Here is a 19,635-nt window from a genome sequence, read left to right as displayed (position 1 = left end):
TGCTGCAAATCTTATCAAGGGATAACAGACCTATGAGCGCGCCGCGTACACTTTATGACAAGATCTGGGACGATCATCTGGTGGATCAGCAGGATGATGGTACCTGCCTTATCTATATTGATCGCCATCTTGTACATGAAGTGACAAGCCCGCAGGCTTTTGAGGGGCTGCGTATGGCAGGGCGCAAGGTGCGTCATCCGGAGCGCACATTGGCGGTGGTTGATCATAATGTGCCAACATCGCCTGACCGTATCAATGGTATCAAAAACGAAGAAAGCCGTATTCAGGTTGAGGCACTGGCTAAAAATGCGGCTGATTTCGGTGTGGAATATTATTCCGAACGCGACAAGCGTCAGGGTATTGTGCATATTGTGGGGCCTGAACAGGGTTTTACTCTGCCGGGCATGACCATTGTGTGCGGCGACAGCCATACTTCGACCCATGGCGCTTTCGGCTCTCTTGCACATGGCATTGGCACATCGGAAGTGGAACATGTGCTGGCCACCCAGACCCTGATCCAGAAAAAGGCCAAAAACATGCTGGTGCGTGTGGATGGCAAATTGGCACCGGGTGTAACCGCCAAAGACATCACATTGGCAATTATCGGCAAGATCGGCACGGCCGGCGGTACCGGCTATGTGATTGAATATGCCGGCGATGCAATTATGTCACTGAGCATGGAAGGCCGGATGACAGTTTGCAATATGTCGATTGAGGGCGGTGCCCGCGCCGGTCTCATCGCACCGGATGAAAAGACTTTTGATTATATTCGCGGCAAACCGCGCGCGCCTAAGGCTGAGCAGCTTGAACAGGCTATTGCCTATTGGAAGACGCTGCGCTCGGATGAGGGTGCGCATTATGATAAAATTGTAACCCTTGATGCGGCGGAAATCTCACCAGTGGTAACCTGGGGCTCTTCACCGGAAGATGTGGTGTTTGTTACCGATGTGGTGCCAAATCCTGATGAGATTGAGGATGATACCAAGCGTTCATCCAAATGGCGCGCGCTGGAGTATATGGATCTGAAACCGGGCACAAAAATTACCGATATTGCGATTGACCGTGTGTTTATCGGCTCCTGCACCAATGGCCGTATTGAGGATCTGCGCGATGCTGCCCGCATGGTTGAGGGTAAAAAAGTTGCGCCTACGGTGAATGCCATGATCGTGCCGGGCTCAGGCTTGGTAAAAGAAATGGCAGAGGCTGAAGGGCTGGATAAGATCTTTATTGAAGCAGGCTTTGACTGGCGCGAACCGGGCTGTTCGATGTGTCTGGCGATGAATGATGACCGTCTGAAGCCGGGTGAGCGTTGTGCATCAACCTCTAACCGCAATTTTGAAGGCCGTCAGGGCTTCAGAGGCCGCACACATCTGGTATCACCTGCCATGGCGGCTGCGGCGGCAATTGCCGGTCATTTTGTTGATATCCGCGACTGGAAATAAAGCTCACGGTTTTTGCTGAAAAGATCATGGAAAAACCCGCTCATTGCGCAGGATCAATGGGCGGGCTTTTCTTTTTCGATAGAGAAATATGAAAGGCTCTGGTGTTTTTTCAGGAAGCCGCTACTCTGACGGTTGTTCGGATAAGGATATTTATATGACACAGGATCACGCTATTGATATTTCCTTGTTGCATTTGCGCGATGCCCGTGAGCTTGCCCCGCTGCTTGCGGATTATGCGCAAGCTTTAAAGCGTGGTGCGCCGCGCCGTCCTGACGAATATTATGCAGAAAAACTGCTGCAGGATCGCAGTGCAGAATTGCTTGGCGCGCGGCTTGATGGTGCGCTGGTTGGCTTTGTGATTTTCTATGATTTGCCGGAGCCGGTTTCCGGTATGCGTGCCGGGCAGGTGGATCATATTTATGTGCATCATGAGCATCGCAAGAAAGGCATTGCCAAAGCATTGATTGATGTGCTGGCCGATAAGGCTGAGGAGCGTTCATGGAGCAAGCTGGTGCTGAATGCACCGCGCCAGCCTGAAGATGGCCGCAAGCTCTATGAACAGATGGCGATAACAGCTGACTGGAGCAGTTTTGTGATTCGCTTCACCCCGCATCTGCAGTAAAAAAAGCGCAATTAGCGCGATTACTGGTGTAGTTATGCAACGGGAAGAATCTTGTCCTGTTGCCGGATAGCGGTTTTATGGCCTGTAAAACGTTTTAAATCCTGTCTCGCTATACGGGTGCGACCAATTGCATGGCCGGTCGCATTGTTGTGACTTTGACGTGATGATAAAAGCGCAGTAGATAGACCCTGACATGGTCGTCCTTTAAACGATCTTGGCCGTATTCGCTCTACTGCTCAGTTTTTGATCCTTCAACGGTCTTTAAATTGCGCAGCATGTTAAAATGACAGAGTTTTCTTGCATGCCGTGCAAAGCGGTACAGCATGCAAGAGAACTCTGTTGGGCATGAACAGCTTGTGGATTTTCCGGATTTCGGTTTGTTTTCTACAATCTGTTTATCGGTAACTTTTACCAGGATAGCTATGACAACAAGACCTATAGTCAAAAGCCAGCGCCCGCTGTCTCCGCATTTGTCGATTTACAAACCGGCAATTACTATGACAACGTCGATTATTCACCGTATTACCGGTGGTGCGCTTTATTTCGGTACATTGCTGATTGCCGCATGGCTGATTTCTGCCGCAGTCAGTGAAGATTGCTTCAATTTCATTAATGGCCTGTTTGGTTCCTGGTTGGGTTTGCTGGTGCTTTTTGGTTATACATGGGCGCTGATGCAGCATCTGGCCGGTGGTATCCGTCATTTCATCTGGGATATGGGTGCAGGGCTTGAAAAACACACTGCCAGCAAGCTTGCCTGGGCAACGGTGGTATTTTCAGTGGTTGCGACAATCCTGATCTGGGTTGTGGCTTTTAGCCTGCGCTGAGAGGACAGATTTCATGCACGATATGCGTACGCCTTTGGGTAAGGTTCGCGGTCTTGGCTCTGCCAAGGATGGCACCGCACATTTCTGGACACAGCGTATGAGCGCGGTGGCGCTGGTGCCGCTGGTTATTTATTTTGTGGGGCTGATTATTTGCCTGAACGGCGCTGATTATGCGCAGGTCAAGGCAACACTTGCGCATCCTTTCAATGCTTTGGTAATGGCGCTGTTTGTTGTGGCCGGTGTTTATCACATGCGTCTTGGCATGCAGGTCATTATTGAAGATTATATTCATGGCGAGGGCCTGAAGATTGCCTGTGTCATGCTCAATACGTTTTTTGCAATCGTAGTGGGCGGCGCAAGTTTGTTTGCAATTCTCAAGCTCAGCTTCGGAGGTTGATAGGCCCGATGGCAACAACTAAAGATAAAGCTGCAAATAGCGGCAAATATACCTATGTCGATCACAAATTTGATGTTGTGGTTGTTGGTGCCGGCGGTGCCGGCCTGCGTGCAACACTTGGCATGGCGGAACAAGGTTTTAAAACAGCCTGTATCACAAAGGTGTTTCCAACACGCTCCCACACGGTTGCCGCACAGGGCGGCATTGCGGCCTCGCTCTCCAATATGGGGCCTGACAACTGGCAGTGGCATATGTATGACACCGTCAAGGGGTCGGACTGGCTTGGTGATACCGATGCCATGGAATATCTGGCCCGTGAAGCGCCTGCTGCCGTTTATGAGCTGGAACATTATGGTGTGCCGTTCTCGCGCACTGAAGAGGGCAAGATTTATCAAAGGCCGTTTGGCGGCCATATGCAGAATTTTGGTGACGGCCCGCCGGTGCAGCGTACCTGTGCGGCGGCTGACCGCACCGGACACGCGATTTTGCACACGCTTTATGGCCAGTCGCTGAAGAATAATGCGCAGTTCTTTATTGAATATTTTGCGCTTGATCTGATCATGACTGATGGTGTGTGCACCGGTGTTGTGGCATGGAATCTGGATGACGGCACCATCCATCGCTTCTCTGCAAAGATGGTTGTGCTGGCAACAGGCGGCTATGGCCGCGCCTATTTCTCGGCCACTTCCGCTCATACCTGCACCGGTGATGGCGGCGGTATGGTGGCACGTGCCGGTCTGCCCTTGCAGGATATGGAATTTGTGCAGTTCCACCCAACCGGTATTTATGGTGCAGGCTGCCTGATTACCGAAGGTGCACGTGGTGAGGGCGGCTATCTTGTTAATTCCGAAGGCGAACGCTTTATGGAGCGTTATGCGCCTTCCGCCAAGGATCTGGCCTCACGTGACGTGGTTTCCCGTTGCATGACTATTGAGATCCGTGAAGGCCGCGGTGTTGGCAAAAACAAGGATCACATCTATCTGCATCTTGATCATCTGGATCCGGCAATTTTGCATGAGCGTTTGCCGGGTATTTCGGAAAGCGCCAGGATTTTTGCCGGTGTTGACCTGACCAAGGAGCCGATACCGGTTTTGCCGACCGTTCACTACAATATGGGCGGTGTGCCAACCAATTATTGGGGTGAGGTGCTCAACCCGACAAAGGACAATCCTGATCGTGTGCAGCCCGGTTTGATGGCTGTGGGTGAAGCCGGCTGTGCCTCGGTTCACGGTGCAAACCGTCTTGGTTCCAACTCACTGATTGACCTGGTGGTATTTGGCCGTGCGGCTGCAATCCGCGCCGGTGAGGTGATTGACCGTGAAGCAAAAATTCCTGATCTGAATATTGCGGCCTGCGATAAGATCATGGAACGCTTTGACCGGTTGCGTTTTGCCAATGGCAGCACGCCGACAGCGGTATTGCGTGAAAAAATGCAACGCACCATGCAGGAAGATGCAGCGGTGTTCCGCACGTCAGAATCGCTTAAACAGGGCTGTGAGCGCATGGCAAAAATCTGGCAGGAGCTGCCGGATATCAAAGTGACAGACCGTTCGCTGATCTGGAATTCCGATTTGATGGAAACATTGGAGCTTGAAAACCTGATGGCCAATGCGATGACCACTGTTGTGGCCGCTGAAGCCCGTAAGGAAAGCCGCGGCGCCCATGCTCATGAGGATTTCCCTAATCGTGATGATGTTAACTGGCGCAAGCACTCGCTGGCCTGGCTGTCTCAGGATGGCAAGGTAACACTTGATTATCGTCCGGTTCATCTGGAGCCGCTGGTCAAGGAAGAAGATGGCGGCATCAGTCTGGCCAAAATTGCGCCTAAAGCGCGCGTTTACTAAGGACAGGGGAAAGAGCAATGGTTGAACTGGCACTTCCCAAAAATTCGCAGATTCGTCCCGGCAAGGTCTGGGACAAACCTGCGGGTGCAACGAACTTACGTGAGTTCAAGATTTATCGCTGGTCGCCGGATGATGGCGAAAATCCACGCCTTGACACATTTTATGTCGATCTTGACGATTGCGGGCCGATGGTTCTTGATGCGCTGTTATATATCAAGAACAAGATTGATCCGACATTGACGCTGCGCCGTTCCTGCCGTGAAGGTATTTGCGGCTCCTGCGCAATGAATATTGATGGCTCCAATACACTTGCCTGCACCAAGGGCATGGATGACATCAAAGGCACAGTGAAGATCTACCCGCTGCCGCATATGCCGGTGGTTAAGGATCTGGTGCCTGATCTGAGCCATTTTTATGCCCAGCACCGCTCGATCGAGCCATGGCTGAAAACGGTTTCGCCGGAGCCGGCAAAGGAATGGTTGCAAAGCCATGAAGACCGCGCCAAGCTTGACGGCTTGTATGAGTGTATTTTGTGCGCTTGCTGCTCGACATCCTGCCCAAGCTATTGGTGGAATGGTGACCGCTATTTGGGGCCTGCTGTGTTGTTGCAGGCTTATCGCTGGTTGATCGACAGCCGTGATGAGGCAAAAGGCGAACGTCTGGATAATCTGGAAGATCCGTTCCGTCTTTATCGTTGCCACACAATCATGAATTGTGCGCAGACCTGCCCCAAGGGGCTGAACCCTGCGAAAGCGATTGCCGAAATCAAGAAAATGATGGTTGAGCGCCGCGTGTAAACGCGGCACTTGATTTTTTTATATCCCAGTCGTGCCTTAGGCACTCCGCGCCTCTTGATTTTTTCTTTCCCGGTCGCGCCTTAAGGCGCTCTACGCCTCTTGATTGCCCTGTATAAGCGCAATCAGAATTTTACATCAGAAAGGCACCTTAAAGGGTGCCTTTTTTATTGCCTTCGTAAAACAGCTGAAGTCATGCAAATGTTGTGAACAGGATTTATTTTGCAACTCTTGCGCGTTGCCTGCGTTTTGTGTTTGCATGCATTGTATGACTGAAGGCAGGTGTCGCTATGCTTGATCAGATCGGATTTATGGTCACCAATAAAGATAAAGCACGCGCTTTTTATTCGGCCGCACTGGCACCGCTTGGTATTGATGCAGTGACAGAATTTGGTAACTGGCAGGGCTATGGCCGCCACGGCAAGCCGGAATTCTGGATCGGTTCACAAAAAGGCTCGGCCTATAAAGGCCATATGCATCTGGCTTTTGTCGCCGGTACCCGCAGTGAGGTTGAGCGTTTTTATCAGGCAGCAACAAATGCCGGCGGGCAGGGGCATAGCGCGCCTGTGCTGCGGCCGGATTATCATGCCGATTATTTCAGCGCGATGGTAAAAGATCCTGACGGGCATATTATCGAGGTTATCTGCCATATGCCCGTATAATTGCGTTTAAACCGGCTGATTGTGCATTGCTGCCTAGAGCAGAGGGCCTAGAGCAGGGTGGCCGTGAGGCTGATATCCAGCGCATTCAATGCACGTGAGACCGGACAATCATCCTTTGCCTGTCTGGCAAGTTTCTGAAAATCATTTTCCGAAATATTGGCAACACGGGCACGCAGGCTCAGTTCACTTTTTGCAATGGAAAAGCCGCCGCCCTCATTCGGTGCAGTGCTGATTTTTGCGGTTGCCTGCAGTTCCTGGGGCGGCGTGCCGTTTGCGGAAAGCAGGGATGACAGCATCATGGCAAAACAACCGGCATGGGCTGCAGCAATCAGCTCTTCAGGATTGGTGCCTGCATTGCCCTGAATATCTTCCGTGCGGGATTTGAAGCTATAGGCTGTTTCATTCAAAGCCGTGCTTTGCGTGGATAATTTGCCTGAACCGGTTTTCAGATCGCCGTTCCAGATTGCTGTGGCCGTTCTGTTCATCGCTCATCTCCTCATCAGGCATCCCGAAGGGCAGACCGGAACATTTCAGTTTTTCACAGGAGCCGCTGAAATGCTCTGTTGCCAAAATAAAATATGTGAAACAGACAGAACAGACCGGCGGAGATATTGATGCCGGTCACATTCTGTTTGCATCCGGATTCTCTATGAGGAAATTAGGCCTCGAAAGCCGTTTATCCAGTGCCGGACTTAAAAATATCTGCTTTAAGATCAGATTGCCTGCCCTTGTAACAGGCGCGGAATTTCTTTGCCAAAGCCTGCCGCCTGTTTGATGAAGTAATTTTTGAGGGGTGGCAGCCTGTCTACAAGCCCAAGGCCGATATCGCGCATAGTGCGCAGTGCCAGATTGTCATTGGAGAACAGCCTGGTCAGAATATCGGTGCTGATCCCCATTTGCAGCGTGTCGAAACGGCGCCATATCTGGTATTTTTCCAATGCTGCAAAAGAGCCGATATCAAGGCCAAGACGTTCGGTTTCAACAATGACCTGTGCTAGTGTTGCCGCATCACGAAAGCCAAGATTAAGCCCCTGTCCGGCAATGGGATGAATGCCATGGGCAGCATCGCCAACCAATGCAAAACGTGGCTTTACAAATTCCCGTGCCAGTGTCAGCCCTAAAGGAAAAGCGCGTTTATTGCCTTCTACGCGGATTTCACCCAGATGATGGCCAAAACGCTGCTCAAGCTCAGCTTCAAATACAAAATCATCTTGCGCAATCAGCCGGTTTGCATCTTCTGTGCGTTCTGCCCAGACAAGTGATGAGCGGTTGCCTTTAAGCGGCAAAATGGCAAAAGGCCCTGCGGGCAGAAAATGCTCAATAGCGCGCCCCTGATGCGGGCGTTCATGGGAAACATTGCAGACAATACCTGATTGACCATAGCTCCAGTGTACGGTTTTTATCCCCGCCTGATCGCGCATGCGCGAGCGCACCCCGTCAGCACCTATCAGCAATCTGGTTTCAAGAATGCGCTTATCAGCCAGTGTGACGGTTACAGAATTGGGCTTTGTATTGAACTGATCCACACCGCAGCCTTCAATCACATGAATGCCAAGTTCTGCCGCCCTGGCATGGAGAGAAGCGTTCAATACCTTGTTTTCAACCATATGAGCAAAGGGCTCGCCCGGGTTTACCTCGCCGGAAAAGGTGAGAAACACTGGGCGCACAGGATCAGAAACGCGGGAATCGGTGATCACCATATCATTGATGGCCTGTGCATCCGGCCGGATTGCTTCCCAGCAGTCCAATTGTTGCAGCATACGGGTAGCCGCAGCAGCAATGGCAGATGCGCGCGGGTCTTTTTTCCACTGGCCGGCAGGTGCGGCATCAATAATGGTGACATCAAGCTGCGGGGCACCGGTTTTTATGGCAACAGCTGTGGTCATGCCCACATAGCCCGCCCCAGCAATCACAATATCCGTTTGAAGGGGGGTATCAGCGGCTTCACGGGATTTTGAGGACGATCTGGCCATAAGGGTTTCCTTTTCTGCGCAACAGACTGCCGGAGGTGCCGGTTTTTGTCAAAGCAGTTTCCGTCCAGATCAGGAGAGCGGAATATGCTCTAACATTTTGAATAAATATATATCTTGCCTGAATAACATTTCACATTTTTCAGAATATTCTGCAAGCATCCATGTTTTATAGCATATAGCTACAGATAGACCTTCACCAGATTTGTCTCAAGTGCAAATGCCGCAGGGCGCGTTGCAACATTTGTCACTTGCACCAGCCTTCTGCTGGTTGTAGCCATAGGGAAACACTGGCAGAAAATGAGTTGTCTATGTCTGATGCGATGCAGGAACTATTGTCGATCCTTGATCTGGAGCCGCTGGAGCATAATTTGTTTCGCGGCCGCAGCCCGCAAGTGGGCTGGCAGCGGGTTTTTGGCGGGCAGGTGATCGGTCAGGCGCTGGTGGCAGCGCAGCGCACTGTGGAGGAGGGGCGTTATGTGCACTCCCTTCATGGGTATTTTATGCGGCCTGGCGATCCCTCCATTCCCATAATTTACCGTGTTGACCGGCTGCGAGACGGTTCCAGTTTCTCAACCCGTCAGGTTGTTGCCATACAGCATGGCAAGGCGATTTTTACACTTTCGGCTTCTTTCCAGATAGATGAACCGGGGCTTAAACATCAGATGCCGATGCCGCTTCATGTGCCGATGCCGGAAAAACTGATCAGTATCAAGGATATGAAGGAGCAATATATGCAGCTTGCTCCTGCACCGGTGCGCAAATATCTGGAGCGTGAGCAGCCAATTGATATGAAGCCGGTTTCCCTTAATCATTATCTTACCAAAGATCCGTTGCCGCCGGAACAGAATGTATGGGTGCGCGCCTGCGGCAAGGTGCCTGATGACCGTGCCGTGCAAGCAGCCATTCTGGCCTATCTCTCGGATATGACATTGCTGGATACTTCGCTTCATGCGCATGGACGCGCGGTATTTGATCCGGGCATGCAGGTGGCAAGTCTTGATCATTCGATGTGGTTTCATCATCCGTGCCGGCTGGATGATTGGCTGCTTTATAGCCAGGACAGCCCGATGGCCACCGGTGCACGTGGTTTTAACCGTGGCTCGATTTTTACCCGCGATGGTTTGCTGGTTGCTTCAACCGCACAGGAAGGGCTCATCCGCGTGCGTGACTGAGGCATTTAACTGAGTTATTTGTATGAAAATTTCTGCGAACGCGCCTGATAGCAGGCGCGTTTTTTATTTTTGGCCTTTTGCAAAAAGTATGTCCGGCATGGTTAATGCTGTCTTAACTACCCCTATTCTATGATCGGACGCGATTCATAAAATTTACCTGTTCCGGCATAATTTTGCGCAATGCAGGCAGGTGAAAAAACTGAGGCAGTTTTATGCGGCAAGGCTATTCACCCTCCTATGGCTCTGAAAATCAGGAAATGCGCGGAGAGCGCCTGCGGCTTGGCACTTTGCTGCGCCGTCAGATTGATATTCTTTCCGGCCTGTTGCTGTTGGTTCTGGTTGCTTGTGCCGTGGCTGCGCTTGCCACATGGAATGTGGCTGATCCAAGTTTCAGCCATGCAACCGCCAATGAAGTGACCAATGCTGCAGGTTATCCGGGTGCGGTTTTTGCCGATCTCGCCATGCAGTTTTATGGTCTTGCCAGTGTTGTTGCGCTGTTGCCGCTGGTGTTTTGGGGCGTTTTTCTGGTCGCTCGCGGCCGTATTGACCGTCTGGCGCGGCGTCTGTTTGCATGGTTTTTTGCCGCACTGCTTTTTGCCGCAATTGCCGGTTGTATCCCAATGCAGCAAGGCTGGCCGTTACCTATCGGGCTTGGTGGCGTGCTGGGCGATATGATGCTGAAAGTGCCGGGGGTTTTTTTGGGTGAGTTTCCAACCGGTATCATTGCCCTTGGTATTGCGATTTTTCTGTCTGTTCCGGCTTTGTGGCTGGGCGCCTTTGCCTGCGGTCTGATCGGGCGGGAGAAAACCAGCCGTCCGGTTGTTGCAAGACCGCGCAATCCTGACGAAGATTTTGATGAGGATGCGGAAAATAATATTGGCTTCCTGTCCAGATTCAGTGCCACAACTCTGGGCGCTGTTTCGCATTGGATGCTCAGCATCAGGGCATGGCTGCGGCGTTTATCGGGCATCAACTCTTCTTCCCGGCACAAACGGAACCGTGATGATGATCCGTTTGCAGATATCAGCCTTCCAAAGCGTAACAGACAGGCGGATATGCGTTTTGAACCGGGCTTTGATCATGCAGAACCGGTCGGGGATAATGCAGATTTTGATGACGGTTTTGATGACCGGCAGGCACACTATGCGGCGCAAATGCCGGCAGCACGCAAGAAAATGCGCGCGCCAAATCATGCGGCTCAAACAAGTCGTCCGGTTCAAAATAATGGCCGCTTTTTGTTGCCCGATCTGAACTATCTGAGCGAGCCTAAGGTGATGGCACGTGATCCTTCCCTTTCCAAGGAGGCGCTGGAGCAGAATGCCCGTGTTCTGGAAGGTGTTCTGGAAGATTTTGGCGTGCGCGGCGAGATTATTCAGGTAAAACCCGGGCCTGTTGTGACCTTGTATGAACTGGAGCCTGCCCCCGGCATTAAATCCTCCCGCGTTATTGGTCTGGCTGATGATATTGCCCGTTCCATGAGTGCCATTTCTGCCCGTGTGGCTGTGGTGCCCGGGCGCAATGCAATAGGCATAGAGCTGCCTAATCCCAAGCGGGAAATGGTATTTTTGCGCGAAATGCTGGCAAGCCGCGATTTTATGCAAACCAAAACAAAACTGGCGCTGGCATTGGGCAAAACCATTAACGGCGAGCCGGTGATTGCTGATCTGGCAAAAATGCCGCATGTTCTGGTGGCCGGCACCACCGGTTCCGGTAAATCTGTGGCGATCAATACCATGATCCTGTCACTGGTTTATCGTATGACGCCGCAGGAATGCCGGTTGATCATGATTGATCCGAAAATGCTGGAACTTTCCGTTTATGACGGGATTCCGCATTTGCTCACCCCTGTTGTTACCGATCCGAAAAAAGCGGTGGTGGCGCTGAAATGGGCGGTGCGTGAAATGGAAGACCGCTATCGCAAAATGTCGAAAGTCGGTGTGCGTAATATTGACGGATTTAATGCCCGTATCGCTCAGGCCGAGAAAAAAGGCGAGCAGATTTCACGTACGGTACAGACCGGTTTTGACCGCAATACCGGTGAGGCGGTTTATGAAACCGAAGAGCTGGATCTTGCTCCGATGCCATATATTGTCGTGATTATTGATGAAATGGCCGATTTGATGATGGTGGCCGGCAAGGATATTGAAGGAGCGGTGCAGCGTCTGGCACAGATGGCGCGTGCGGCGGGTATTCATGTGATTATGGCCACGCAGCGCCCGTCGGTGGATGTGATTACCGGTACGATCAAGGCCAATTTCCCGACCCGTATCTCCTTTCAGGTCACTTCCAAAATCGACAGCCGTACTGTGCTTGGCGAGCAGGGCGCAGAACAATTGCTTGGCATGGGGGATATGTTGTTTATGGCTGGTGGCGGCCGCATACAGCGTGTTCACGGGCCTTTTGTCGGTGATGATGAGGTGGAACAGGTGGTGCAGCATCTTAAAAGTCAGGGTGTGCCTGAATATCTGGATGCCATTACCGAAGATGACGAGGATGAGGGGGGCTTAGCATCATCAGGCACCTCCGGTCTGGAAAATTCTGATGATCCTTATGATCAGGCTGTGGCTGTTGTGCTGCGCGATAAAAAAGCATCAACCAGCTATATTCAGCGCCGGCTTGGCATTGGTTATAACCGCGCCGCCTCGATTATTGAGCGCATGGAAGAAGAAGGAATTGTGAGCCCTGCCAATCATGCCGGAAAACGCGAAATTCTGGTGCCGACACAGGATGATGAATACTGATTGTTCTCTGCCATAGTCAGGCCAAACTGCATGATTATACAAGATTTAGATTAACAGGGTTAAAAACCGCGGGACGGATATGGAGCCTATTTCTTTGATGAAACTGAAATTGCCATTTATGGCTGCAAAATATCTTACGGCTGCAGGTCTTGCTCTGGCTGTTTTATTGTCTGCAACTTTGGCGCAGGCACAAACCGCCAATAATGTGGCTCAGGCGCAGGCGATTGCCAATCAATTTACCAGCGTGAAAACCATGACCGGCGAATTTGTGCAATTCGGCCCCAAAGGTGATCAGACAGGCGGAAAATTCTATATTGAGCGCCCGGGTAAAATCCGCTTCAATTATGACAAATCACCAATCACAGTGATTTCAGACGGTGAATCCGTGGTGGTGAATAATAAAAAGCTTGATACATGGGATTTGTATCCGTTGTCGAAGACCCCGCTGAAGCTGCTTTTGAGTGATCATGTGGATCTTGGTGGCGGGCGTCTGCGTGGTTTGAAAAATGAGCCGGATGCAATAACAATGGTTTTGGGTGACAAATCGGTTTTTGCTGATGCCACAATTTCCCTGATGTTTGATCCGGCCAATGCCGAGCTGAAACAATGGACAATTACCGATGCACAGCGCAAAGATACAACCGTGATGATTTTCAACATACGTCAGAATGTGCGCTTTACCGATAATATGTTTAAAATCGACTATCAGCGCATGGCGATGAAACGTAAAAATCATTGAGTTTTGATCATTATAATTAAAATACCACGCAATAATCTGCGTGGTATTTTTTTGAGTTCTGTATTTGCACATCCTGCCAAGGGAGCTTATGGTGTGGCACATTGCAGGGCATATGCTGTGCAAGCCTGATTATTTCCCAGCCTGTTGAGCCGTTTTATGAGTTTTTCTGTCGCTACCTGGAACATCAATTCTGTCCGTCTGCGCTTGCCGCTGGTACTGGATTTCCTTGATCAATATGCGCCTGATGTCCTGTGCCTGCAGGAGACCAAATGTCCGGATAACCAGTTCCCTGTGAAGGAGCTGCGCAAGGCCGGTTATGAACATATCGCTGTGAGCGGGCAGAAGGGCTATCATGGTGTGGCGACCTTGTCGCGCCGGCCGCTGGAACAGAGGGAAGTGATCGGTTTCTGTGATATGGGCGATTGCCGCCATTTAAGCAGCGTAGTGCAGGCTGGCGGAAAATCCATTCGCATCCATAATTTTTATGTGCCTGCCGGTGGCGATGAGCCGGATGCCGCCATTAACCCGAAATTTGCACATAAACTGGCATTTCTTGAAGAAATGCGCGCGGTAACCGCTGATCGTGGTGATGGTTGTTCCTCTCTTCTGGTGGGAGATCTTAATATTGCACCGCTGGAAAATGACGTATGGTCGCATAAACAAATGCTGAAAATTGTCAGCCATACGCCGGTGGAAACCGAAACACTGGAAGATCTGCGTATTAAAGGCGGCTGGAGCGATTTGATGCGGCAAATGATTTCAGCAGATCAAAAAATCTATACCTGGTGGAGTTATCGCGCCAAGGATTGGGATTTATCGGATCGTGGCCGCCGTCTTGATCATATCTGGGGCTCCAAAGATCTGGAGCCGCATATGAAAGAGTTGCAGATTCTGCGCGATGCCCGTGGCTGGGAGCGTCCGTCTGATCATGTGCCGGTTATTGCCCGTTTTGATCTTGTATGAAGCCCTGTTTTTGAGGGCAAAAGCCGGAATTTGCTAAAACGAATCAGGTGGAAATAATTTTGCCGGCCGGATTAAGTTTTAAACTGGCCGGAAATTTTGTCGATCTCTTCTACCATCTCATTCAGATTATGGCTGATATGTTGGTAGAGAGCGGCGGCAAGCTCCGGATATTCCTCCAGAATACGATGGAAAATAGCACGGCTGAGGCGGATTACTTCCGTTTCAGTATCGGCAACCGCGCCGGTGGGGCGGTTGGTCTGGGAAATCAGCGCCATTTCACCAAGAATAGCGCCGCTGCCAATGCTGCGCAGGTTAATCCGCCCTTGTTTGCTGTGATGAAACAGGGTGATGGTGCCGCTAACGATAATATAGGCGCAATCGGCACTTTGCCCTTCCTGAAACAGCTCCCTGCCGCGGCGCAGTACCATGCGCTCTGCGCCAAAAGCGAGCAGCCGCAGGTGCTGAGCTGAAAAAGCCTTAAAAAGACTGATTGTGCTCAGGAACTGAATATCATCGTCGAGTGCCATTTGCCTCTTTCTTCTGCATAATTTTGCTGCCGGAGGGGTTTACCCCGGAATCTTATGCTGTAGACCAAATTACCAAAAAATATATAAAATTTTCGATAAGATACCGCTTTATTCAGTGCATGATCATTTTCATATCGGCAAGTGAAGCCGCACGATCATTGAAAATATAAGATATTTAAAAGACAGAACGGCCAGGATATTTATCCCGGCCGTTTGCAGGATATTGTTCAGGGAACCAGCCTGTAGCCGCCGCTTTCGGTGATAAGTAAGCTGGCATTGGAAGGATCCGGTTCAATCTTTTGCCGCAGGCGGTAGACATGGGTCTCCAAAGTGTGGGTGGTGACACCGGAATTATAGCCCCAAACCTCCTCCAGCAACACATCACGGCCAACAACACTGCCGGCGCGATAGAGGAATTTGATAATTGCGGCTTCTTTTTCTGTCAGCCGGATTTTATCCCCCTTCTGGTCAAGCAGCAGTTTCTGGCTTGGTTTGAAAGTGTAGGGGCCAACGATAAAGGTAGCATCCTCGCTTTGTTCATGCTGGCGTAATTGTGCACGGATGCGCGCGAGTAACACCGCAAAACGGAATGGCTTGGTCACGTAATCATTGGCGCCCGATTCAAAACCAAGAATAGTATCGCTGTCGGTATCATGGCCGGTCAGCATAATGATTGGTGCGGTAAAGCCGCCTGCCCGCAATTGCCTGACAGCCTGACGGCCATCCATATCCGGTAAGCCGACATCCATGATGAGCAGGCTGATATTATTTGCCCTTGCTGTCTGGATAGCCTTTTCAGCCGTGTCTTCCTGAAGAATCTGAAATTCAGGGTGAAGGGACAACTGGTCGATCAGGATTGAGCGAAGATCTTCATCATCATCAACGATCAAAATAGTATGGGCGATCATCTCTGCCTCATGCGGTTTCATAAACTGGAGCTGAATATCAGCAAGATAGCTGATTTATGACATTTAACGATCAAAAACAAAAGAGCGGTCTGATGAAACAAAGTTTATCGCAGGGCAGGTTATCTTTTATCCGGAACTTCAGTTTTTCACGGACAGGGAAATATTATAGCTGATTTGCAGAACCGTAATGCCAGACAGTGGTGCGTTTTACATCCGCATCTTCCAATGCGCGGGTGACGGCTACGCTATAGACCTCCAGCTCGCTCAGGCGATGACGCGGCAGATAGGAGCGCCCCGGATCTCCGGTGATAATCTGCACGCCTTTGGCTGTAAGATCATCAAACCACGGGATCAGCCGGCCGGCCATGGACTTGTCATAAAAGACATCACCGGCAAGCACTATGTCTGTTGTGCTGCTGATATCCTGACCAATAAGATCAGCATCGCTGAAGAGACAGCATATATTGTTCAAATCACTGTTGAGCTTAATAGCGTGGCGGGCAAAGGGGTCAATATCATTGGCGGTAACGCTGGTTGCGCCACTCATGGCTGCGGCAATGGCGACCAGTCCCGAACCTGAGGCAAAATCCAGCACATGCTTGTTTTTTACCAAGTGCGGATGGTCGAGAATATAACGGGCAACACCTTGCCCGCCAGCCCAGGCAAAGGCCCAGTAAGGTGGCGGCAACCCGATTTTTGCAAGTTCTTCCTCGGTTTTATGCCACAGTTCATGCGCTTCATCGGCAAGATACAGGCTTATTTCCGGCACATGGGGCGGATGATGCAGGCCGGTATTGGCGAGGATAAAATCTGTCGCGCGTTGTGTGTCGGTGATCAGGAAGGGCATAGGCGCTCCGGATCAAGCAAAGGATAAGCGATTGCAAAAGCAGAACGCTTTTCCATGTTATATTGTGTTGCGTTCTGCATTTATCTGTCTTTAGATTTTTGTATGATCCAGTCCGCCCATGCGGCATACCTCAATCCACTCATCTTCCCTGACCGGTTGCACGGAAAGACGCATGGAGGTGACCAGTGCCATATCACTCAAAAGCGGATTGGCCTTAACAGCTTTGAGCGTGACCGGTTTTGGCATATCGCAGACAGCGCGAATATCCACACATTCCCAGCGCGGATCATCAGTGGTGCTGTCGGGGTGGGCAAGTGCGCAGACTTCCACAATGCCAACCACTTCCAGCCCTTCATTGGAATGATAGAAAAAGCCTTTATCGCCGAGCTGCATGGCACGCATATTGTTGCGCGCCTGATAATTGCGCACACCGTCCCATTGTTCACCGGCAGCGCCTTTTGCCTTCTGCATTTCCCACGACCATTTGAACGGTTCGGATTTAAACAGCCAATATGCCACTGAAACCTCCGGATCAGATTTATAAGGAAAATTATTTATTCAGCAGGTTTATTAATCACCCAGTTCCACGGGCGCACGCTGACCGTCTCAAACAGGCCTGCGAGCGCATAAGGATCTGCTGCAGCAATGGCTCTGGCTTCTTCAATTGTTTCAGCCTCAACAACCAGCATGCTCCCCACAGGTTTTTGACCGGCATCTGCCAGAAACGGGCCACCGAATTTGATCTTGCCGCCAAGGCTTTTTAAATAATCGAGATGGGCGGGGCGGGTATCAAGACGCAGTTGCAAATGATCGGCTTTGTCATTGCAGAGAATGGCGAACAGCATAAGTTCAAGTTCCTGTTTCAGAGTGTGTTGCAGTATCAGTAAGCGGTTTTTATAAAAGCTGTGCGGTGATTATGATTGTTCAGTCTTCATTTTTCAAAGGACGGGATAAGAGGCCTGCAACGGCCGCATCAATGGTAATGCTGCCATTGAGCAGTGCCGCAATTGTGGTGATGACCGGTGCATAAATCTGCCGCTCGGCACAGATTTCAGCTATAATCGGTGCGGTGGCCACACCTTCTGCCAATAATAATCCCTCCAGAGAAGCGCCACGACCGAGTGCAAGGCCATAAGAGTAATTGCGTGATTGTGGTGAAGAGCATGAGAGCATCAGATCACCCAGACCAGACAGCCCCATCAGGGTCTCAGGCCTGCCGCCAAAAGCAACGGCAATACGGCGCAATTCAGCAAAGGCGCGGGTTACAAGGGCTGCCTGTGCCGATGCGCCCAACCCCTTGCCAATAGTGGCACCGGCGGCTACAGCCACCACATTTTTTAACGCGCCGCCAATTTCAACACCGGTCAGGTCATCGGTGGAATAGCAACGGAATGTGCTGCCAGAAAATTGTGCGGCCAGATTATCGGCAATGGCAAGATTTTTACAGGCGATTGTTACCGCTGTCGGCAGGCCGCGCGCCACATCGCTGGCAAAACTCGGGCCTGATAAAGCGGCAATCGGATGATCGGGCAGAATATCGGCAATAATCTGCGACATCAGCCTTCCGGTGGAGCGCTCTATACCTTTGGCGCAAAGAACAACAGGGCATTGACCGGGGATAAGGGATTTAAGATTTTGCAAGGCAGCCGCCATGGATTGCGCCGGAATCACTGCCAGCACCGTATCGGCATCACGTAACGCTTCGGCAGCATTTGTAGTGGCGCACAACTTGTGATGCAGCAAAATATCACCCAGATAGCGGCGGTTTGTGTGGTTGTGATTAATATCATCAACCGTTGCCTGATCGCGGGCATAAAGCACAACCTGATGGTTTTTCTGTGCCGCCATACAGCCCAATGCCGTGCCCCAGGCTCCCCCGCCAAGAACAGCAATTTTCTTAGAATTGCTGAGACCGGCGTTTTGATCGGAAGAGCCAAGAACAGCAATTTTTTTATTCATGCTTTTGCTCCCCTGCGTCCGGAACCGATCAGCGGTGCGGCGCTGCTGTCAAGCGGCCAGCGCGAGCGTGGCGCAAAATCAAGTTTATCGGGTGCTTTGCGGGCCGCATGTTCCGCACCTGCCCATGCAATCATTGCTGCATTATCGGTGCACAGAATATGCGGCGGCGCAATAAAGCTGAAACCATGTTGCACGCATAATTGCTCCAGCCCTTGCCGCAGCACTTTATTGGCGGCAACGCCGCCGGCAACCACCAGCGCCGGATTGTTTTTTTCCGGATAGGTTTCAAGAAATTTCTGCAGGGAGCGTTTGACACGGTCATTCAATGTATCAGCAACTGCGGCCTGAAAGGAGGCGCAGATATCAGCCACATCCTGATCAGTAAGCGGCACCAATGCGGTTGCAGTCTGGCGCACGGCTGTTTTAAGGCCGGAAAAGGAGAAATCAAGCCGCGCCTCACCCTTGAGCGGGCGGGGCAGATCAAACCGTGCGGCATTGCCGTTGCGTGCGGCCTGCTCAACCGCAGGGCCGCCGGGATAAGGCAAACCCAGAAGTTTTGCTGTCTTGTCAAAGGCTTCACCCAGCGCATCGTCAATTGTAGTGCCAAGGCGCTGATAATTTCCAAGATCATGAACAAGAATAACCTGCGTATGCCCGCCGGATACCAGAAGCAGCAAATAGGGAAAAGCCAGCCCGTTGGTCAGGCGGGCTGTGAGGGCGTGCCCCTCCAGATGGTTGATTGCATAAAAGGGTTTGCCGGCGGCAAAGGCTATGGCCTTGGCGGTCATTAAGCCGACAATCAGGCCGCCGATCAGGCCGGGGCCTGCGGTTGCGGCAATGGCATCGACATCAGCAATTTCCATATCCGCATCATCAAGGGCTTTGGCGATAAGGCTGTCCAGCGCTGTCACATGGGCGCGGGCGGCAATTTCCGGCACCACCCCGCCATAGGGTTCATGCTCGGCAATCTGGCTTAGAACAACATTGGAAAGGATGCGTGAGGATATATCACCCTGATCATTTTCAGTGCGTTCAATAATGGCTGCGGCTGTTTCGTCGCAACTTGTCTCTATTCCAAGCACGCGCATAAGCGATTAGACCCGTATATAAACATTGCCGGCAAAAGTTCAGAACGGTTTTGCATCACGCAATTTATCCAATAAACATTGTGTGCTGATCTTTTTGTCCTGCACCGGATATAGGCATAATCTTCATGATATG

General features: G+C 51.2%; 20 protein-coding genes. 11 read left to right on the top strand and 9 right to left on the bottom strand.

The features are described 5' to 3' along the window. Positions 1 to 32: 32 nt before the first annotated feature. The 7 genes from leuC to ACSTTO_RS09285 all read left to right on the top strand — a co-directional run bounded on the left by leuC (position 33) and on the right by ACSTTO_RS09285 (position 6,585). Complete coding sequence (gene leuC, locus ACSTTO_RS09315) at positions 33 to 1,442, top strand: 3-isopropylmalate dehydratase large subunit (protein WP_439272917.1); 1,410 nt, start codon at positions 33 to 35, stop codon at positions 1,440 to 1,442. Positions 1,443 to 1,596: 154 nt separating this feature from the next. After that, positions 1,597 to 2,064: a GNAT family N-acetyltransferase gene (locus ACSTTO_RS09310; protein ID WP_439272916.1), complete on the top strand. Its 468-nt coding sequence runs from the start codon at positions 1,597 to 1,599 to the stop codon at positions 2,062 to 2,064. A gap of 422 nt (positions 2,065 to 2,486) precedes the next feature. After that, the gene (gene sdhC, locus ACSTTO_RS09305) at positions 2,487 to 2,888 is read left to right on the top strand and encodes a succinate dehydrogenase, cytochrome b556 subunit (RefSeq protein ID WP_439272915.1); all 402 of its coding nucleotides are present in this window, start codon (positions 2,487 to 2,489) and stop codon (positions 2,886 to 2,888) included. Positions 2,889 to 2,901: 13 nt separating this feature from the next. Continuing rightward, positions 2,902 to 3,285, top strand: coding sequence for a succinate dehydrogenase, hydrophobic membrane anchor protein (sdhD, locus tag ACSTTO_RS09300; protein ID WP_439272914.1), 384 nt, complete (start codon positions 2,902 to 2,904; stop codon positions 3,283 to 3,285). An 8-nt stretch (positions 3,286 to 3,293) separates the two neighbouring features. Next, positions 3,294 to 5,129, top strand: a complete 1,836-nt coding sequence (sdhA, locus tag ACSTTO_RS09295; RefSeq protein WP_439272913.1) for a succinate dehydrogenase flavoprotein subunit — start codon at positions 3,294 to 3,296, stop codon at positions 5,127 to 5,129. Positions 5,130 to 5,146: 17 nt separating this feature from the next. After that, positions 5,147 to 5,926, top strand: a complete 780-nt coding sequence (locus ACSTTO_RS09290) for a succinate dehydrogenase iron-sulfur subunit (RefSeq protein ID WP_439272912.1) — start codon at positions 5,147 to 5,149, stop codon at positions 5,924 to 5,926. Between the two features lie 287 nt (positions 5,927 to 6,213). Further along, a complete protein-coding gene (locus ACSTTO_RS09285; protein WP_439272911.1) occupies positions 6,214 to 6,585 on the top strand; it encodes a VOC family protein in 372 nt (123 codons plus the stop codon). Positions 6,586 to 6,632: 47 nt separating this feature from the next. Here the strand turns inward: ACSTTO_RS09285 and ACSTTO_RS09280 are convergent, their stop codons facing one another. Together ACSTTO_RS09280 and ACSTTO_RS09275 are read right to left on the bottom strand one after the other, a co-directional pair. Then, the gene (locus tag ACSTTO_RS09280; RefSeq protein WP_439272910.1) at positions 6,633 to 7,070 is read right to left on the bottom strand and encodes an OsmC family protein; all 438 of its coding nucleotides are present in this window, start codon (positions 7,068 to 7,070) and stop codon (positions 6,633 to 6,635) included. A 228-nt stretch (positions 7,071 to 7,298) separates the two neighbouring features. Further along, positions 7,299 to 8,558, bottom strand: a complete 1,260-nt coding sequence (locus ACSTTO_RS09275) for a ubiquinone biosynthesis hydroxylase (RefSeq protein ID WP_439272909.1) — start codon at positions 8,556 to 8,558, stop codon at positions 7,299 to 7,301. Positions 8,559 to 8,866: 308 nt separating this feature from the next. Between ACSTTO_RS09275 and tesB the strand changes: the two genes are divergently transcribed. The 4 genes from tesB (at position 8,867) to ACSTTO_RS09255 (ending at position 14,173) form a co-directional block, all read left to right on the top strand. Further along, on the top strand, positions 8,867 to 9,730 hold the full coding sequence (tesB, locus tag ACSTTO_RS09270; protein ID WP_439272908.1) for an acyl-CoA thioesterase II: 864 nt from the start codon (positions 8,867 to 8,869) through the stop codon (positions 9,728 to 9,730). Between the two features lie 212 nt (positions 9,731 to 9,942). Beyond that, positions 9,943 to 12,471 (top strand): FtsK/SpoIIIE family DNA translocase, encoded by a 2,529-nt coding sequence (locus ACSTTO_RS09265; RefSeq protein ID WP_439272907.1) that lies wholly within the window; start codon positions 9,943 to 9,945, stop codon positions 12,469 to 12,471. Between the two features lie 79 nt (positions 12,472 to 12,550). After that, positions 12,551 to 13,210 carry an outer membrane lipoprotein carrier protein LolA gene (locus ACSTTO_RS09260; RefSeq protein WP_439272906.1) on the top strand — a complete coding sequence of 220 codons (660 nt, stop codon included), beginning with the start codon at positions 12,551 to 12,553 and terminating at the stop codon, positions 13,208 to 13,210. Positions 13,211 to 13,366: 156 nt separating this feature from the next. After that, positions 13,367 to 14,173, top strand: a complete 807-nt coding sequence (locus ACSTTO_RS09255; protein ID WP_439272905.1) for an exodeoxyribonuclease III — start codon at positions 13,367 to 13,369, stop codon at positions 14,171 to 14,173. 71 nt (positions 14,174 to 14,244) lie between these two features. On the opposite strand, the gene ACSTTO_RS09250 is transcribed toward ACSTTO_RS09255, so the two are convergent. The 7 genes from ACSTTO_RS09250 to tsaD form a co-directional block, all read right to left on the bottom strand. Then, a complete protein-coding gene (locus ACSTTO_RS09250) occupies positions 14,245 to 14,700 on the bottom strand; it encodes a Crp/Fnr family transcriptional regulator (RefSeq protein ID WP_439272904.1) in 456 nt (151 codons plus the stop codon). Positions 14,701 to 14,927: 227 nt separating this feature from the next. Beyond that, positions 14,928 to 15,608: a response regulator transcription factor gene (locus tag ACSTTO_RS09245; protein WP_439272902.1), complete on the bottom strand. Its 681-nt coding sequence runs from the start codon at positions 15,606 to 15,608 to the stop codon at positions 14,928 to 14,930. Positions 15,609 to 15,771: 163 nt separating this feature from the next. Further along, the gene (locus ACSTTO_RS09240; RefSeq protein WP_439272901.1) at positions 15,772 to 16,455 is read right to left on the bottom strand and encodes a class I SAM-dependent methyltransferase; all 684 of its coding nucleotides are present in this window, start codon (positions 16,453 to 16,455) and stop codon (positions 15,772 to 15,774) included. A 90-nt stretch (positions 16,456 to 16,545) separates the two neighbouring features. Next, positions 16,546 to 16,974, bottom strand: coding sequence for an EVE domain-containing protein (locus tag ACSTTO_RS09235; RefSeq protein WP_439272900.1), 429 nt, complete (start codon positions 16,972 to 16,974; stop codon positions 16,546 to 16,548). A gap of 35 nt (positions 16,975 to 17,009) precedes the next feature. Next, on the bottom strand, positions 17,010 to 17,300 hold the full coding sequence (locus ACSTTO_RS09230; RefSeq protein ID WP_439272899.1) for a YciI-like protein: 291 nt from the start codon (positions 17,298 to 17,300) through the stop codon (positions 17,010 to 17,012). A gap of 79 nt (positions 17,301 to 17,379) precedes the next feature. Beyond that, positions 17,380 to 18,414, bottom strand: coding sequence for an NAD(P)H-dependent glycerol-3-phosphate dehydrogenase (locus tag ACSTTO_RS09225; protein WP_439272898.1), 1,035 nt, complete (start codon positions 18,412 to 18,414; stop codon positions 17,380 to 17,382). Continuing rightward, the gene (gene tsaD / locus ACSTTO_RS09220) at positions 18,411 to 19,502 is read right to left on the bottom strand and encodes a tRNA (adenosine(37)-N6)-threonylcarbamoyltransferase complex transferase subunit TsaD (RefSeq protein ID WP_439272896.1); all 1,092 of its coding nucleotides are present in this window, start codon (positions 19,500 to 19,502) and stop codon (positions 18,411 to 18,413) included. The genes ACSTTO_RS09225 and tsaD overlap by 4 nt, the downstream gene beginning before the upstream one ends. Positions 19,503 to 19,635 lie beyond the last annotated feature (133 nt).

Origin of the sequence: Pseudochrobactrum albidum, assembly GCF_051851455.1 — a bacterium.
Classification (GTDB): domain Bacteria; phylum Pseudomonadota; class Alphaproteobacteria; order Rhizobiales; family Rhizobiaceae; genus Pseudochrobactrum.
Note: the sequence above shows the minus strand (reverse complement) of the source record. Positions and strands in the feature narration are given on the sequence as shown.

Coding starts and splice junctions, on each gene's coding strand:
- leuC (WP_439272917.1), top strand. CDS start 33: ATGAGCGCGCCGCGTACACTTTATGACAAGATCTGGGACGATCATCTG.
- ACSTTO_RS09310 (WP_439272916.1), top strand. CDS start 1,597: ATGACACAGGATCACGCTATTGATATTTCCTTGTTGCATTTGCGCGAT.
- sdhC (WP_439272915.1), top strand. CDS start 2,487: ATGACAACAAGACCTATAGTCAAAAGCCAGCGCCCGCTGTCTCCGCAT.
- sdhD (WP_439272914.1), top strand. CDS start 2,902: ATGCACGATATGCGTACGCCTTTGGGTAAGGTTCGCGGTCTTGGCTCT.
- sdhA (WP_439272913.1), top strand. CDS start 3,294: ATGGCAACAACTAAAGATAAAGCTGCAAATAGCGGCAAATATACCTAT.
- ACSTTO_RS09290 (WP_439272912.1), top strand. CDS start 5,147: ATGGTTGAACTGGCACTTCCCAAAAATTCGCAGATTCGTCCCGGCAAG.
- ACSTTO_RS09285 (WP_439272911.1), top strand. CDS start 6,214: ATGCTTGATCAGATCGGATTTATGGTCACCAATAAAGATAAAGCACGC.
- ACSTTO_RS09280 (WP_439272910.1), bottom strand. CDS start 7,070: ATGAACAGAACGGCCACAGCAATCTGGAACGGCGATCTGAAAACCGGT.
- ACSTTO_RS09275 (WP_439272909.1), bottom strand. CDS start 8,558: ATGGCCAGATCGTCCTCAAAATCCCGTGAAGCCGCTGATACCCCCCTT.
- tesB (WP_439272908.1), top strand. CDS start 8,867: ATGTCTGATGCGATGCAGGAACTATTGTCGATCCTTGATCTGGAGCCG.
- ACSTTO_RS09265 (WP_439272907.1), top strand. CDS start 9,943: ATGCGGCAAGGCTATTCACCCTCCTATGGCTCTGAAAATCAGGAAATG.
- ACSTTO_RS09260 (WP_439272906.1), top strand. CDS start 12,551: ATGGAGCCTATTTCTTTGATGAAACTGAAATTGCCATTTATGGCTGCA.
- ACSTTO_RS09255 (WP_439272905.1), top strand. CDS start 13,367: ATGAGTTTTTCTGTCGCTACCTGGAACATCAATTCTGTCCGTCTGCGC.
- ACSTTO_RS09250 (WP_439272904.1), bottom strand. CDS start 14,700: ATGGCACTCGACGATGATATTCAGTTCCTGAGCACAATCAGTCTTTTT.
- ACSTTO_RS09245 (WP_439272902.1), bottom strand. CDS start 15,608: ATGATCGCCCATACTATTTTGATCGTTGATGATGATGAAGATCTTCGC.
- ACSTTO_RS09240 (WP_439272901.1), bottom strand. CDS start 16,455: ATGCCCTTCCTGATCACCGACACACAACGCGCGACAGATTTTATCCTC.
- ACSTTO_RS09230 (WP_439272899.1), bottom strand. CDS start 17,300: ATGCTGTTCGCCATTCTCTGCAATGACAAAGCCGATCATTTGCAACTG.
- ACSTTO_RS09225 (WP_439272898.1), bottom strand. CDS start 18,414: ATGAATAAAAAAATTGCTGTTCTTGGCTCTTCCGATCAAAACGCCGGT.
- tsaD (WP_439272896.1), bottom strand. CDS start 19,502: ATGCGCGTGCTTGGAATAGAGACAAGTTGCGACGAAACAGCCGCAGCC.